The organism is Psychroflexus halocasei, from assembly GCF_900107595.1.
Taxonomy (GTDB): Bacteria; Bacteroidota; Bacteroidia; order Flavobacteriales; family Flavobacteriaceae; genus Psychroflexus; species Psychroflexus halocasei.
Genome location: NZ_FNQF01000014.1, coordinates 1 through 15,836, shown reverse-complemented (window position 1 = coordinate 15,836; position 15,836 = coordinate 1). Strand labels below are relative to the sequence as shown.

16 protein-coding genes and 2 pseudogenes are annotated in these 15,836 nt (G+C 31.9%); 2 read left to right on the top strand and 16 right to left on the bottom strand.

The window, feature by feature from the left end:
- Nucleotides 1-354: 354 nt before the first annotated feature.
- The 7 genes from BLV84_RS11795 to BLV84_RS11765 all read right to left on the bottom strand — a co-directional run bounded on the left by BLV84_RS11795 (nucleotide 355) and on the right by BLV84_RS11765 (nucleotide 6,441).
- A complete protein-coding gene (locus BLV84_RS11795) occupies nucleotides 355-681 on the bottom strand; it encodes a hypothetical protein (protein ID WP_093245878.1) in 327 nt (108 codons plus the stop codon).
- Nucleotides 682-842: 161 nt separating this feature from the next.
- Nucleotides 843-1,388, bottom strand: coding sequence for a hypothetical protein (locus BLV84_RS11790; RefSeq protein ID WP_093245876.1), 546 nt, complete (start codon nucleotides 1,386-1,388; stop codon nucleotides 843-845).
- 147 nt (nucleotides 1,389-1,535) lie between these two features.
- The gene (locus BLV84_RS11785) at nucleotides 1,536-2,093 is read right to left on the bottom strand and encodes a DUF6705 family protein (RefSeq protein WP_143521365.1); all 558 of its coding nucleotides are present in this window, start codon (nucleotides 2,091-2,093) and stop codon (nucleotides 1,536-1,538) included.
- Between the two features lie 11 nt (nucleotides 2,094-2,104).
- Entirely contained in the window at nucleotides 2,105-3,721 is a 1,617-nt protein-coding gene (locus tag BLV84_RS11780) for a hypothetical protein (RefSeq protein ID WP_143521364.1), read from the bottom strand.
- Between the two features lie 249 nt (nucleotides 3,722-3,970).
- Entirely contained in the window at nucleotides 3,971-4,612 is a 642-nt protein-coding gene (locus BLV84_RS11775) for a hypothetical protein (protein ID WP_093245870.1), read from the bottom strand.
- Nucleotides 4,613-5,330: 718 nt separating this feature from the next.
- Nucleotides 5,331-5,819: a hypothetical protein gene (locus BLV84_RS11770; protein ID WP_093245868.1), complete on the bottom strand. Its 489-nt coding sequence runs from the start codon at nucleotides 5,817-5,819 to the stop codon at nucleotides 5,331-5,333.
- 148 nt (nucleotides 5,820-5,967) lie between these two features.
- Nucleotides 5,968-6,441 carry a hypothetical protein gene (locus tag BLV84_RS11765; protein WP_093245866.1) on the bottom strand — a complete coding sequence of 158 codons (474 nt, stop codon included), beginning with the start codon at nucleotides 6,439-6,441 and terminating at the stop codon, nucleotides 5,968-5,970.
- 423 nt (nucleotides 6,442-6,864) lie between these two features.
- Between BLV84_RS11765 and BLV84_RS11760 the strand changes: the two are divergent.
- A pseudogene (locus tag BLV84_RS11760) lies at nucleotides 6,865-7,835 on the top strand (IS110 family transposase).
- Nucleotides 7,836-8,561: 726 nt separating this feature from the next.
- Here BLV84_RS11760 and BLV84_RS11755 read toward each other — a convergent pair.
- Together BLV84_RS11755 and BLV84_RS11750 are read right to left on the bottom strand one after the other, a co-directional pair.
- Nucleotides 8,562-8,852, bottom strand: a complete 291-nt coding sequence (locus BLV84_RS11755) for a helix-turn-helix domain-containing protein (protein ID WP_042247315.1) — start codon at nucleotides 8,850-8,852, stop codon at nucleotides 8,562-8,564.
- Nucleotides 8,842-9,198 (bottom strand): type II toxin-antitoxin system RelE/ParE family toxin, encoded by a 357-nt coding sequence (locus BLV84_RS11750; protein WP_042247318.1) that lies wholly within the window; start codon nucleotides 9,196-9,198, stop codon nucleotides 8,842-8,844. The genes BLV84_RS11755 and BLV84_RS11750 overlap by 11 nt, the downstream gene beginning before the upstream one ends.
- Before the next feature lie 417 nt (nucleotides 9,199-9,615).
- Between BLV84_RS11750 and BLV84_RS11745 the strand changes: the two are divergent.
- Nucleotides 9,616-10,586, top strand: a pseudogene (locus tag BLV84_RS11745) (IS110 family transposase).
- 131 nt (nucleotides 10,587-10,717) lie between these two features.
- Here the strand turns inward: BLV84_RS11745 and BLV84_RS11740 are convergent.
- The 7 genes from BLV84_RS11740 to BLV84_RS11710 all read right to left on the bottom strand — a co-directional run bounded on the left by BLV84_RS11740 (nucleotide 10,718) and on the right by BLV84_RS11710 (nucleotide 15,704).
- Nucleotides 10,718-11,023, bottom strand: coding sequence for a type II toxin-antitoxin system RelE/ParE family toxin (locus BLV84_RS11740; protein WP_093245864.1), 306 nt, complete (start codon nucleotides 11,021-11,023; stop codon nucleotides 10,718-10,720).
- Nucleotides 11,023-11,241, bottom strand: a complete 219-nt coding sequence (locus BLV84_RS11735; protein ID WP_093245862.1) for a hypothetical protein — start codon at nucleotides 11,239-11,241, stop codon at nucleotides 11,023-11,025. Before BLV84_RS11735 ends, BLV84_RS11740 begins: the two co-directional genes overlap by 1 nt.
- A gap of 835 nt (nucleotides 11,242-12,076) precedes the next feature.
- Nucleotides 12,077-12,448 carry a helix-turn-helix domain-containing protein gene (locus BLV84_RS11730; protein WP_093245880.1) on the bottom strand — a complete coding sequence of 124 codons (372 nt, stop codon included), beginning with the start codon at nucleotides 12,446-12,448 and terminating at the stop codon, nucleotides 12,077-12,079.
- Nucleotides 12,449-12,458: 10 nt separating this feature from the next.
- Nucleotides 12,459-12,755: a type II toxin-antitoxin system HigB family toxin gene (locus BLV84_RS11725; protein ID WP_093245860.1), complete on the bottom strand. Its 297-nt coding sequence runs from the start codon at nucleotides 12,753-12,755 to the stop codon at nucleotides 12,459-12,461.
- Between the two features lie 277 nt (nucleotides 12,756-13,032).
- Nucleotides 13,033-14,487 (bottom strand): hypothetical protein, encoded by a 1,455-nt coding sequence (locus BLV84_RS11720; protein WP_093245858.1) that lies wholly within the window; start codon nucleotides 14,485-14,487, stop codon nucleotides 13,033-13,035.
- 89 nt (nucleotides 14,488-14,576) lie between these two features.
- Nucleotides 14,577-15,161, bottom strand: a complete 585-nt coding sequence (locus BLV84_RS11715; protein ID WP_093245856.1) for a hypothetical protein — start codon at nucleotides 15,159-15,161, stop codon at nucleotides 14,577-14,579.
- 165 nt (nucleotides 15,162-15,326) lie between these two features.
- A complete protein-coding gene (locus tag BLV84_RS11710) occupies nucleotides 15,327-15,704 on the bottom strand; it encodes a hypothetical protein (RefSeq protein WP_143521363.1) in 378 nt (125 codons plus the stop codon).
- Nucleotides 15,705-15,836 lie beyond the last annotated feature (132 nt).

The window sequence follows — 15,836 nt, the reverse complement described above, 5'->3', positions numbered from 1 at the left end:
TCTTCAGATATGGATTAGACTATATCTCAAAATGCTTGTTATCAGGAACTAATAAATATGACCTTAATCTAATTCAATTTTTGTCGTGTACTTAAATCCTAAATATTCTTTTAGTTTAGGCGATTTATTTCTGTGATAAACATCCCAATAACTAATCATTCGACTTTCAGTTTTCTGCCAGTATTCGAGATTCTCAAATCGAAATTCATTAAATAAATTCAAGGTGTTTTCGTTAACTTTTTTGTCAATTATTGGTAAAAGTTCGTAAACGTATTCTCCAATTATTTGAACAATAAAAGGAATAGTCCATTTTTCTGTTTTTTCCGATAATTGTCTTAATCTTCTTTCTCTTAATTATCCATTATGATGTCTTAAATAAATACAATTTAATATATCTTTTTGTCTGATAGTCAATTTGTTTTCTAATTCTGGATTCGGCTCGTTAAAATATAATCTATATGGAATTATCAGAGTTTCATTATTAACGACAGCGTTATGTTCAGTTGGATGAATAAGATTGTCTAATTCGTGAGTTTTTCCGTCTGAAAGTTCAATTTTGGAATTTTCAAGTGGCAGAATTTTAATCACTTCATTTAAGTCCGAGTGCAATTCTTTCGGAAAAGCTTTGGTAAGTCTTTCCTTATATTCAGATTTCAAATTTTTCTTAAATATCTTTAGCATTTTCGGTTTTCTCAAATGACGCACAACGGTTCCGCATAACGCTTCGTTGCGGGAAAATTAGCGATTATTTTTCAATTTTAGATTTTAACTTCTAGAAAATCCCAAACCCTAACTTCAGCACAAACTCCGCAATGAGCGATATGCATTGTTGTGCTTAGTTTTTATATCAGTTTTTCAATAAACATATTTTCTGTTTTCCTTTGACTATTCCAATGAAAAGGATTTTTCATATCGTGCATTGCATAAGTCAAACACCTTATATAAATTTTGTCATCCTTGTAAAGAATGTATAATTCTCTCCCATTATGATAAGCCAATTTTAATTTCTCTATTAAAATTACGTGTGAATGATTGTCTGTATGTAAAATTTTCCAATCATTTTTATTGCAAATATTTTCAATCAAATTCATATTCTCTTTTCTATTTTCTTTCCCCTTAATTTTCCTGAAGGTATTGGACTTTTTAATTTGAAAAAAAATAAAAAGTGTAATCAAAAAACTTAGTATCAGAGTCACAATTGAAAAAGGAAAAAGAACAGGATTTCTAAAATTTAATTGCACATAGAAAAAAGCTATTCCGAAAATTACAGGTCCAATAGTTAGAATAAAATAATGAAAAATTTCAAAAAATATAAGCAAGAGAGGCTCGTCAAATACCAGTTTTTCTTGGTTTAAAGATTTCTTTGAATTAAAACTTAGATACTTCATTTAATTAAGCACAACGGTCGTGGCTATACATAGTGCGGGCTAAAAGTACGATTTCCTTTCGATTAGCCTAAAGTCAGAAAAGATACTAAAATTTTATTTCAGTACAAAAACCCGCATTGTGTATAGTCTATGTTGTGGTTAGTTTTTTTACATTTTTGTCATCTCAATATTATTAGGTACACTAAAATAAGGTTCATTTGGATGTTCATCGTGATAAGTATTTCTGCGCTCAAAACTATCAAGGATAAATTTTAAATTATATTCGTTATTTCCATTAGGAATTAATGTTAAATCTAAAGGAAAACTCTCATTATTTCTTTCATAATCGGTAAATGACATTCTTAACTTACCATATTCTTTGATAATTCCGGTAGGGTTTTGTCTAACAATTGAATTGTAGGTTAGTATACCATTTTCATATTTTTGATATTGAATCCTTAAACCGTCTTTATAATAATCAATATTATATTCAGGAAACGTTACATGATACATCTCAACCTTTGTCAGAGTAATTCTAAATTCAGTATTATCATCTATATATTGCCATGTACCTATATAGGGTTGCATATAGTCATTAATATCTTTATGATAATATGCTCCGTTTTCTGTATCACCGTCAAAGGATTCTTGAGATAAGTCTATTATAGTTTGAGCATTAGAAAAAGAGAATACTAAAAAAATAAATGTAAATATTGTATGTTTCATAATGTTAGTGTTTAGCAAGATTTTTTATTTATATCATTTTCAGACAAATTTAGTTCTAATTTCTCCCAATTTTCAAAATTATTGTCTGCTTCATAAAAATTTGCACCTATATCAAAGTTTTTTAATAACTTCAAAAAGCCAATATTTTGGTCATTTTTTGGTTCTCCATGAGCTATATTGTTTCTTTCATAAAACTCATCTATAATATCTTTAAAAGCATTATCCGTGCCATATTTTAAAGCAAAATTATAAAGCTTATAAATATCATTAATTTTCAAAGAATAATTGCCTTCGTCACAAACTAAATATGTAGCTATCTCTTGTTTTTTGACTGGTGAGTTGTTTGCTTCAATATCTATTGCTAAATTACTTAAGGCAATTAAATCGTTAGGTGAAAACGTACCAATATGTTTTCTTGTTTCTGTTGCGTTTTTAAGGTGATTATGCGCTATCGCTTTTAAAGAAGTGTGAAAAGGTATATTCCCAGCATTTTGTTCATCTCCTTCTACAACAGCTCCACAAGAAGGATTTGGATAGGTTGAATCTACATAATTGCCGTTGTATATACCAAATGATTTTTCAGTATCTCCAAGGGTAGCAGATTTTAGGTTATTCATTCTTTCTTTGAAAGTCGTATCTGATGAATTAATTTGTAATTCTTCACATTCTTTTTCAAATTGAGTTTTTACCTTAAGTACTGGTTTAGTTATATCATTTGCACAGCCACTGCCTTCAGTTAACTCCAGGCATTCTTCTGGTTCTTCGTTCTCTGGGTTTTCGTTCTCTGGGTTTTCATTGGGGTCTTGAGTGTTATCATTTCCCGTACCCGATCCAGATCCCGAACCATCACCGCCAGTATTTCCAGGAAAAGGGTCTCCCGAACCTCCTCCGGTAGAACCGCCACCGGTTGAACCACCTCCAGAAGAGCCTCCCCCCGCATTGCAGTCAAGTTGCTGTGTAATATACATTCTTGGTCTTTGGTCAGCAGTACATTCGCCCCAGCTAGCCCAATTCCCTTGGTGATGTTTCCCAGAGCTACACTTTACATATACCTGAACATCTTCCAACTCACAGTCCAATTGTTGGTCTGTTGAAATATTCATAAAATTTAAATTTATTACCGAGCTAGAGATTTTATGTTCCAAATTAACATATTCCCCGGTCTGTATTTTTTCAATATCGCTTTCACTTAACTCATAAGCCATCAATATTGCTTTGTAGCTACCGTCGTCTTGCAAGCTTAGCACCAGATTCTCAATTGATTCTGAATCATAGTTCCTGTAAACAGGAAAAGTGAATGAGTGGTAATTTTCAAATTCAATATAATTAGCGTAAGATGTATCAATTGTAAAGTCGTACGCTTCACTGTACACACCCCGTTGTAAGCTGATTGAACTTTCTTTTGTTACAGATTTTACCTCATTGATTTTGTTAATAAGCTTTGAATTTTGTTGAAATGTTTTCCAGCTAACTATTTTTTCAGTCGGCTGATTCAAAAAGATAGATTTTTCGGTTTTTTCAGTTTCAACATAACCGTCATCTTTCTGGCAAGAAGTTAAACACAATAGAGAACAGAAAAGTGTGAAATGAAATTTCCAAAATGAATTCCTTAATAGTTTTTGTTTCATAGTTTTATTTATTTAATTACTGGTGGTTATAGTGTAAAATTAACCACAACGTCTCTGTATATGGCTCGTAGCGTGCAAATTATAAAATTATTTTCGGATGAAGCACGAGCCGAATTTTTTAATTTTTCTTATTATCTTTTTCTCAATAAGCCAAATTAAAAAATTTGGCGGACTAGCAAATATACCTTAACTTCGATTAAGCAACTAACAAGCTATGAGCTATATACGTTGTTGTGGTGCGTTATTTCTTCAGCACCATTCTATAATTTTGGTCTTAAAATCTATTATCGGAATTTCTGTGCATCCACCAATTTCTTCAGCATTTTTATCTTCTTCATTTTCTCCTAAAATCCATTTTCCGCTTTTATGTTTTAATATCAATCCGCTAAAAATTTCAGTTCCGCCAGTCAGATTAGTATTCTCGTTTTGTTCGATAATTATCTTATTTCCGTCAATCTCAATTTTGCATTCTGCGTTTTTCATTCGTCCACCAAATTCTGCAAAATATAATTCATAAACAAAATTTCCTTGAGGAATTCCATTCTGCAAATAATTCTGCGGTATTTCGGCAGAGTAGAAGTTGCTAAATAAATTTAAACTTTCTTTTGGCAAATCGTAATTTACTAAACTCGCATCATTCGAAGTTATTACGATAGAAAATCTTTCATTTTCAAATTGTCCAATTGCTCCCAAACCTCGCTCCGAGACATTTTTAACGGTTAAGCCTTTTGGAATTTTGAAGATTGCATTATCAGAATTAAAGTATCCAATTTCAATATCCTTTTCTAAACGACCAATTTCGTTAGAATGACTGTGAATGCTATTCCACACAAAAATAAGAATGAAAATAATATTCAAAAAAATTGAAATTCCGAAAAGCCATTTTTTCATTCGTAAAGTTTTTTTCTAATGCACCACAACGGTGTCGCATATACTTAGTGCGACCTTAATTAGCTTTTATTTCGTTTTCAAGTTACAGACTTTTATAAATATACTCAAACTTATTTTTTAATAACTGACCCAAGCATTAAGTATATGCATTGTTACACGCAGGCTTGATTCATAGAATTAAAAAGAATTTCAGCTCTTGAATTTTATTTCTAAAGTCTCTAAGAATCTATTTTTTCGTCGTCGTGAGTTTTCATCTTATGATTTATTCTGATTTTCCAATTCTTAAATGACTTTCCAATTTTCAGAATAATTTTTCCGTTGTGATTTTCAAATTCCAACATTTTGGCGAGCTTGTCTTTAGTCTAAGAATACAATTCCGTTTGGCTGATCAAAACTCAATTCCTATTTCCAGAGTGATTTTCAATTCTGACGATTTCTTTTGCCAGACTTGATTCTAAAGGTTTATTCTTCGAGTTAGTTTAAAAATTTCCATTTTCAATTTAGTTTAATTTCCGCAAAAATTTTTTCGTTAAAACTCAAAACTTAAAATAGGGAAGAAGCTCTTTTTTTTAGCTTGCGTGTAACGGTATTGTATATGGTTTGTTGCGTGTTTTAAGCACCTAATTTAGCAAATAAAAACCGAATAGAAAATCCGCAAGGATTTTCGTAAGTAGGCTAGAACTAGCAATAAATTATATACGGTGTTACCCAAAGTTTTTTATTCATATCCGTGTTTCTTTTTCCAGTCAGATATATCAATTTTTTCAATTTCTTCGAGGCGTTTTTGTTCATAGCTATGAAAGGATGTGTAAATAAATATGAACCAAGAAATGAAACCTAAAGTCAGAATTATAATTCGTTGCTTAAATTTCAAATAATAATTCTCTTTTCTTAAAGTAAATACATCATCATACCATCGAAAGAATTTTAAAGATCCGATTATGAAAATTAAAATCATTTCCCACGTTGAATAACTTTCGGTTTTATTTTTTTCTAGCCTATCTGCTTCATTTTTGAAGTATTCATCAGCTTCTTTTTTCCATTTTTCAATTACTTCATTCTGTTCTTTTTGGGTTACATTACGCCTTATCAATTCTTTTTTTGCTTGATTAATTGCATCTAATTTCCAATGTTCAGTTGAGGAATGAGCAATTTCAATTAGCTCTTCCGTTTCTCTTTCTGAAATTGGTGGATTGAATTCAGTCATCAAATGTTGGGTAACGGTTGGGCTATAATTTCGTTGCGGAAAAATCCGCAGGATTCTTTCCGTTGTAGCCGAAAGATAGTAAAATAGTGTTGAATTCCACCAAGGAATTCAACCGCAATGAATTATAGCTGGTGTTGGCAAATGTTTTTTAATACCGTCTCCCAAAATATCTGTTTTCTTTTAAAGCAGTCTTGTTCTCACTGTACGCTTTTAGTCCAAAAAATAAAGTGAAAATTGGTAAAAAATAACCAAAAATGGAAGAAAAAATCAAAAACAATAAAAGATCAAATATTATGCCCCATATGATTGCTCTTTGAAAATCTGTAGTAGATCTAAAATTTGCCTTACTCATTAAGTAAAGCGATATTTCTTGTAAATATTCACGGAATAGTTTCAAACTTGAAAGCTGATCAATAGGTAAACTATAATTTGATATTTCCTCGAAGTATTCATAAATTTTTTGCTTGTATAAATCACTCTCTCTTTTGTTTTTTATATTCAGGAGTGCGTCAGTCATATTAATCACGCTCTGATAGTGAACTTGCCTTTTAACATCATCTACTTCTTCTCCGAAACGTAAAATAAAAGCCTCTTTTTTATTTAATAAAGCTTCGCTATTCATTTGATGCAAGTTTTTTCAAATATTTGCCAACGTGTGTGTATATGACAAGTAGCGTGCAGAAAAGAGCAAATTTTTCGGTTGTGCCACGAGCCGATTTTTTTGTTTAAGTTTTTACCTTAAATTTCTAAAACGCCAAATAAAAAAATTGGCGACTTGCCAAATATAACAAAATTTTCGGTTTAGAAACGTCTTAGCTATTTGTTATATACGGCTTAAGTTTGTTTCTCATTAATTTTATAGTATAAATCAGAAAGAACAAAGAGAGGATTAAGGTTATGATATACGGTGAAGCGTTAGACTTCGACAACATTGATAATCCCCTCTCTTTAACTACTTTAATCACGTTCAGTTCTGTGAGGCTTTAGACCTCGTTTTCAAGTTGTTGTGATCACGGTAGTATGCTCTTTCATAAAACCAGTTCTTATGGATAAATATAAAGAAACTTTTGGAGTTGATATCAGTAAAGATGTTTTTGATGTTTATAGCAGTGAAGGAGGTTATTCTCAATTTAAGAATGATTCTTCAGGATTTAAATTATTTGTCAGCACACTAGCAGTAGACACTTTGGTAGTGATGGAAGCCACCGGGTATTACCATTATCGACTTGCACAGTTTCTTTACAAAAACGGTATACCGGTATCGGTAGTAAATCCTTTGTCAGTCAAGCGTTTTATTCAGATGAAATTATCAAAAATAAAGACCGATAAGAGCGATGCCAAGGCTATTTGTGATTATGGGTTATCTACTGAAGTGGCGCTTTATAATGCACTTAATGATGTACAGGCAGAATGTCTTCAGCTTTTTCGACTTCTGGATAGTTACCTAAAGAAGCGAACCGCCACAAAGAATAAACTTCACGGCGAGGAAGTTCTAGGTATTCCCTCTAAGTATGTTTACAGGTCTTTAAAGCGTAATCTCAAACATTTGGATAAGAGGTCAAGGGAATTGAAGCTCGCTTACTGGAGCTTGTCAAACAAGAACAGCAACAGCAACTAACCTTGCTAACGAGCATACCTAGAATCGGAATCAAAACCGCCTTGTTTTTAGTGGTAGTTACCGATGGGTTTGCCAAGTTTGAGAAGGCTTCGCAGCTTTGTAGTTACGTAGGAACCACCCCAACGATACGGGAATCAGGCAGTAGTGTTAGGGGTAGAAGTAGGATTAGTAAAGTGGGCAATAAGAAGCTTCGAAATCTATTATTTTTATGTGCTTTCAACGCTTGTAAGCACAATAAGGGTTGTAGGGAAATCTATGAGCGAATCGTGGCGATGGGTAAAAGCAAGAAACTGGCGTTGATTGCAGTGGTCAATAAGCTTTTAAAACAAGCCTTCGCTATTGCTAAATCAGGATTGCCTTATGATGAAAATTATGTATCTATTCTAGCAAAAGGATAGATATAAAATAGAAGTAAATATTACAGCTAAGATCTATTTGAATAGATTTTAGTACAGGCTAATTATGTCTCAAATTTAAGGTAGAAAAAAGTTGGTTTTTACCTCAGTTCTTTGTTAGGCGCTTTGTTTTTTTCGGTTTTTGAAGTGTAGAGCAATTTTTTTTAAAACTATCTGCGTTCTGCTTTTGCGTTGCCAACTTTCTACAAATTCAGCCGAATTGTTATTTTCCGACTAATCTTTGAGTTAGTTTTTCCGTTTTTTTCCTTATTATTTGTAAAAATCCCACATATTTTTTTGTTGAATTTATTCAGCGTTGTGAGTTTTCTCCGGAAACAATTTTTCCGATCCGCTGAGAAATCCTTTGAAACAGAATTTTGGCGAGCGCAAATTATTCAGTTGGAACAGTTTTTTGGCAAGAGTGAAATCAGTTTATTTTGAAAGACAAAATCACCTAAAATTCTAAAAAATTGAATTCCTTTTTTCACCCCGATATTCAATCAGCCGAACCATCCAAAAAAATAGGAAACTTATCATAAAACTTTTATTTTATGATAAGCGCAAAACTTTCGACTGACATTGCGCCTAACGGTTTTGTGTATGGTTAGTTGCGTGGTTAAGCACTTAATTTAGCAAATAAAAACCGAATAGAAAATCCGCGAGGATTTTCGTAAGTAAGCACGAACCAAGCAATTAATTATACACGGTGTTGTAAAATCGTACTTTATATCAGACTTCGATTGAAATGTTAACTTTTCCACCAAGTCCTTTTTCTACGATGTCAAATAAGGTTTTTAAAGTCAGATTACTGCCATTATTTTCCACACGAGAAATGTAAGTTCGTTTTTTGTCAATCAATTCGCCAAGTTGTTCTTGAGTCAGATTTTTTTCCTCACGTGCATTTCGTAAAAGCAAACCGATTTTAAACGATTCAAAATCTCTGTCGAGTTCGTCTCTGCGTTCAGTTCCTTTTTTTCCGTAAACTGTGTCTTTTATGTCTTTCCAACTTTTAGTTTCCATTGCCTTTGTTTTTTTCTTCGTAATACTCTTTCATTAATCGAACAGCTTTGTCGATTTCTTTTTTCGGTGTTTTCTGTGTCTTTTTAGTAAATCCGTTCAAGAGTATAACTAATTTACCTTTATCGAAGAAGCAAAAAACTCGCCAAATATTCGAACCTAATTTTATTCGAGCCTCAAATAAACCTTTGTGAGTTTTCATTGGTGCCAAATACGTTTTCGGCACGTGCTGATAAGTTTCGATTATTTCAATCACCTTAAATATTTTGTCCTGAACCTTTTTCGGTTGAGCAAGTAGAAACTCCTCGAAATAATTTTTGTATTGTATTACTTGCCTAACTTTTTCCATTCCGACAAAGGTAACTTAAAAGTTACTGTTTTCAAAATATTTCAAAAGTTTAATTCGAAATTCGAGGGTTTTTGGGTATGTTTTACAACGGTTTTGTGTATGATTAGTGGCGTGTATAAGCACCTAATTTAGCAAATAATTACTGAATAGAAAATCCGCGAGGATTTTCGTAAGTAGGCGAGAACTAGCCATTAATTATACACGGCTTAAGTTTGTTTCTCATTAATTTTATAGTATAAATCAGAAAGAACAAAGAGAGGATTAAGGTTATGATATACGGTGAAGCGTTAGACTTCGACAACATTGATAATCCCCTCTCTTTAACTACTTTAATCACGTTCAGTTCTTTGAGGCTTTAGACCTCGTTTTCAAGTTGTTGTGATCACGGTAGTATGCTCTTTCATAAAATCAGTTCTTATGGATAAATATAAAGAAACTTTTGGAGTTGATATCAGTAAAGATGTTTTTGATGTTTATGGCAGTGAAGGAGGTCATTCTCAATTTAAGAATGATTCTTCAGGATTTAAATTATTTGTCAGCACACTAGCAGTAGACACTTTGGTAGTGATGGAAGCCACCGGGTATTACCATTATCGACTTGCACAGTTTCTTTACAAAAACGGTATACCGGTATCGGTAGTAAATCCTTTGTCAGTCAAGCGTTTTATTCAGATGAAATTATCAAAAATAAAGACCGATAAGAGCGATGCCAAGGCTATTTGTGATTATGGGTTATCTACTGAAGTGGCGCTTTATAATGCACTTAATGATGTACAGGCAGAATGTCTTCAGCTTTTTCGACTTCTGGATAGTTACCTAAAGAAGCGAACCGCCACAAAGAATAAACTTCACGGCGAGGAAGTTCTAGGTATTCCCTCTAAGTATGTTTACAGGTCTTTAAAGCGTAATCTCAAACATTTGGATAAGAGGTCAAGGGAATTGAAGCTCGCTTACTGGAGCTTGTCAAACAAGAACAGCAACAGCAACTAACCTTGCTAACGAGCATACCTGGAATCGGAATCAAAACCGCCTTGTTTTTAGTGGTAGTTACCGATGGGTTTGCCAAGTTTGAGAAGGCTTCGCAGCTTTGTAGTTACGTAGGAACCACCCCAACGATACGGGAATCAGGCAGTAGTGTTAGGGGTAGAAGTAGGATTAGTAAAGTGGGCAATAAGAAGCTTCGAAATCTATTATTTTTATGTGCTTTCAACGCTTGTAAGCACAATAAGGGTTGTAGGGAAATCTATGAGCGAATCGTGGCAAAGGGTAAAAGCAAGAAACTGGCGTTGATTGCAGTGGTCAATAAGCTTTTAAAACAAGCCTTCGCTATTGCTAAATCAGGATTGCCTTATGATGAAAATTATGTATCTATTCTAGCAAAAGGATAGATATAAAATAGAAGTAAATATTACAGCTAAAATCTATTTGAATAGATTTTAGTACAGGCTAATTATGTCTCAAATTTAAGGTAGAAAAAAGTTGGTTTTTACCTCAGTTCTTTGTTGGGCTTTCGTACTTTTTAATCGATGTCTTTTTTTAACTTATCAGGATTTTGTCGTGTGTCAAAAATCGTAATTATTTCTATTTCTTTTCGTTCAGCTATTATTCTATAGAAAAATGTCGTTTGCTTTGTTACAACACATTTATAAAGATTTTTAAATTCCGATGATTTTGGACAACTATCAGGTTGATTTGATATTTGTTTAATTTTATCGTTTAGTTTTGAGATAAACTTGTCACGAGTTTTTAAGTTCCACTCTTCTAATAAATATTCGGATAGCTTTAGAAGTTTTGATTCGGCAAGTTCGGATAAGAATACTTTCATTAAGAAATTTTCTTTAGGAATGACTCGTAGGAAACCCTTTTCCCTTTATCCAATTCCTCAATACCTTGTTTTATTTCAGATTGTTCAGATAAAGACAATTCGTCCCAAAAATCTACTTTTTCTTTTTTCACAAAGTCAGCTACCTTTTGTATGAAATCAGTATTTTCAGTCTCCAAAATCGTTTTGAGCAGTTCAAGTTTTGTTGTTCGAATATCCATTTTAAAATTTCTTTTAATCAAATGTACAAAAAATATGATTTAGTTCGATTTTTTGTCAGTATGAAGCCCAACGGTCTAGCATATGCTTAGTGCGACCTTAATTAGCTTTTATTTCGTTTTCAATTTACAGACTTTTATAAAAATACTCAAACTTATTTTTTCATTATCGAACCCAAGTATTAAGTATATGCATTGTTGCACGCAGTTTTTTTCTTTTCGATTTAGCTATTAGTTTTATTCTTATTCAAACCTTAAAAATCCTCAAAAAATTTCAAATTTTTTCGGCAGAGTGAGATTTGATCAGATTCTGTTTCTTAAGCCAGAAGCTTGTCTAAATTCAAATTCCGTTTGGCTGCTCATAGGTCATTTCTCCGTTGTGATTTTTATTTCATTAATTTCGGCAAGCTTGTCTTAAATCTAAAGTTGAAAATCCATTGGCTAGCTCTAAATTCATTTTTCGTAGCGATTCTTAATTCCGACATTTTGTCAAGCTCGTTATTATTCGAAAGTTCAAAAAACCTTTGAGAAGCTCTAAATTCAATTCTTTAGCGTATGATTTTCCGTTTTAAATTAAGAATTATAAATTCAAAAATAGAGTAGAGGATTTTTATTGAAAAAACTTAGCTTAAATTGCGTGCAACGGTCTTGTATATGGCTCGTAGCGTGCAAATTATGAAATTATTTTCGGATTAAGCACAAGCCAAATTTTTAAATTTTACTATTTATCTTTTTATTGGAAAGTCGTCAAATTTAAAAATTTGGAGACTTTCCAAATATGCCTTAACTTCGATTAAGCAACTGACTAGCTATGAGCTATATACGTTGTTACCCTTTGTTATTTTTTCACAAGTTGATAGTTATTTACTAAAACTGACGCTGAGATTTGAAGTATTCGTTCCAATTCTCTTATCATATCGACAGTCAATCTTTTTTTTCGGTTCAGAATTTCAGATACTCGACTTTTACCACCAATAATTCCAACTAAATCCTTTTGTCTCATATTTAATTCTTCCATTCGGATTTTTATTGCTTCGATTGGGTCAGGTGCTTCAATTGGATAATGTTCGTCCTCGTAATTTTCGATAAGCAATGAAAGTATTTCCGCTTCGTCACCATCTTTTGAGTCAATTGGCGCATCGAAAATCACTTCCAAACGCTTTAGTGCGTTTCGATAATCTTTATCAGATTTAATTGGTTTAACGTTCATAGTTTTATTTTTAAATAGTGTTTGCATCTATTTTATCATATTCAGCGTGTGTGCCGATAAATCGAATAAATGCCCATTGCTTTTCGTAATTGAACTTTACAATCAGTCTGTATGAATTCCCTTTAATATTGAAAACTACACGACTATCTTTAAGAATACTTGCATTGATATAAGTTTGTTTAACATCATTTGGCGAAAACCATTTGGCACTTTTAGCTGTATCATACCAAGTTTTCAAATACTGTTCGGAATCAGCGTGTTTTTCCCAATATTCCCGAAGTGTACTTTTTGCAATTATTCGTTTCATTTGCTCAATTATCTCACAAATATACAAAAAGTTCTCGAATAACGAACACTTAGCGGATTTTCTCTATAATAAAGGGTAACGGTCTTGTGTATGAAACGTAGCGTATAAATAAACGCTAACTTTTCGGATTTAGCACGAGCCGAATTTTTTATTTTTATGTTTAATTTTCTTTTATAAATATAACCAAATAAAAAATTTGGCGTACTTTGTAAATATACAAAAACCTCTCGGAAAGCCTATAATAGCTATGTTTTATACACGTTGTTGGCAACAGTTTTTATATTTCTTTAATGTAATATTCTCTTAATATTTCTGTGAATTTTTTCGATTTAATTTCTTTTGATTTAACAATCATTTCATCAAGATTATAAAATGCAATTCCGTATTTAGTAGTACTACTTTTTCTTCTTTCAAGGAATTTTATTGCATCTTCAGTAAAACCACCAGTTGACCAAAATTCGAATACTAATTCTCTGTCAGAAATAGAAGGTTGGTCGAGAATCCATTTTCTGATTACAGGAACTTTTTGAGTTAACCAAGTTTCTACTTCATCTAAAGGAACTTTATGATTGTATCCTTTACATTCTGAAATAAACAACTTATTTGGAAGTAAACCAAAAACATCTATTTCACGTTGCAATCCATCGTGATTAATGATTTTTCCAATATCAATTGTTTGGCAAATTTGACCTTGGTAATAACCAACAGCTAATTCAAATAAATCTCCTCTTAAATTATTTGTTTTGCCATCTACTAACTTATTTAACTTACTAATTAAGTCTAAATATGCTTCTGGGTTTTTCTTTAAAATAGCACCAGCATTAGTAACCAATCCAATAAGCGAATTAAGCAGGTCTTTATATTTGTCTCCAAATAATTCATTAACAAAACCTATTACTATTCCTTGAGATTTTAATGTGTTTAAAGCTTTTGTATCAATTGATTCAACTATTAAAAAAGGAATAAATTTTGCTAAATTTCTTTGAAATTTTAAGGCTTTAACTTTGTTTATGAAAAACTCAATTTGACTTTCGTTAACGGTATTTCCTATTAGAATATCTGCAACGACAAATGCTGGAATAATTTTTTGATTGTTGATTTTTGGAAGAGAACCTATATAAGAAGGTGAAACAAAGTTAAATTGATATTTACCAAATTCACTATGAAATTTTGAACTATTATATGAAACTAAACCTATTTTTCTTGACCAATCGTTAAACTGAATTAAAAGAAAGTTTTTAGCTACTTCAATACCTTTTGCTCTTTTGTAATTTGGATTATTGTCAGTAATTAAACTTGAAACGGTCACAAATTCTTCGTCTGCGTGGATTAATTTTAGACGTAATAGCTTTTCTAAAGCTGTATTAAAAGTAATGTGTCCTTTTAAATCTAAAATTGGATTAACAGAATAAGCAGGTAAGTGGGCAAGTTTTAATTGTCCATAATGAAAGTCCAATGATTGCAGTATAATATTATATTGTTTGCCTGCTTTTCTGAATGCTCTTGATAACCCAGAATAGTACTCTTCAGTGCCATAAATTTCTTTGTCAAAAAAAAGAATTTGTCCGTCAGCAAATAATCCTTTAACTCTGTAAACATCTTTGCTTATACGAGAAAGACGTTTTCTTGCAGCTTCTTTTGAAATGCCTTTCTCTTTATTTGTAAGGGATTCAAGCAGTTCACTTGAGAGAATAGAACCTTTTTCTTTGATGATTTTTTCTAAATATGTCACGCCACACTATTTATACAAGTTGCCACACTATTTATACAAGTTTTAACTAAATACAACGCTCGTATTTTTTTTAAAATCGTAGTCTGTTATTATTTATTTCTTAATTGATTAAAAAAGTTAAACGTTTCTTTTAAGTCAAGTGAAATTCCAAAAATGCCTGGTTTTAACTCAACCATTTTATGAGCACTTATTGCTTTCTCTTTTTTTAAGTGATTTTCAGCTTCTTTAAATAAATCTTTGTTTTCTTTTATTGCAGATGTTAATATATCAAACATCTCTTTTAGTTTATAAATTTTCACTCCTCCATATTCGTCCAAAAATTCTCGAAACGAAACATAAATCCATTTGTGATTTTTTGGGTCAAAATTTTCTATATCAGAGTTTAAAATTAACAATCCCGGTTTTTCCATTTGATGGTCAAATGAAATTATGATTTCTCTTGTGAAATCTTGGTCAAATTTTTCAGTTAACTCTTCATTAGCTGAATCTAAATCCCTATCGAATGCTTTAACAACTGCTCCTCTGTCTAAAAGGTTTCTTCCTAAATCTTCAAGTAAGGGATTTAACTGTTCCTTTAATTTCACTTGCTGTTCAACATAGTCTTCTGTAATGTAAAACATTAAATAATCAAGGTCTCCTTTTTTTACTGCTACAAATGAATGTGTTAAGTACATTTTTTTCGGTTTGGTTAAATTGTTGCCAACGGTTTTGGCTATGGTTTCGTTGCGTGAAAATCCGCGAGGATTTTCCGCCGTAAACCGAAGATAGCAAATTTGCGAGGACTTTCCGCGAGGAAAGTCAGAAGCAATGAACTATAGCCGGTGTTGGCAAATCGTTTTTTATTTTTTCACACGTTTTAAATTCCGAGTCGCCCAGAATTCATATCCGTTTATTGGTTTTATTTTTCGTTTTTTTATTCGGTAAGTTATGGTCGAATTAATTTCCGTCCAATTTTTGTCCGATTTACTTTCTTTCTCCAGTTTTATATTCAGAATTAGAGTGTCGTTTTGAATTTTCCATTCTCCTTTTAATTCCGAGTAAATTATTTCGTGATAGTTATAAAATTTAGTCCGATAAAAAGTTCCGTTTTCGTAAAGTACTAAACTATCAGAATCTACATAATTCCATTTAGTTCCGCTTTCAGATTTTTGCTTTGTTTTTTCTTTTTTATAAACATATTTAGCCTGGATTTCTTGCGAAACCAAAATGTTAGTCAAAAGACCAAATATCAATATTAGAAGTGTTTTTCTCAAATGTCTAGTCCTGAAATATGGCTACAGGTTAAAATTTATTTTAGGCTGATAATTTATACACCATACTTGGAGTTTTAAAATCTAAAGATAAGTGTA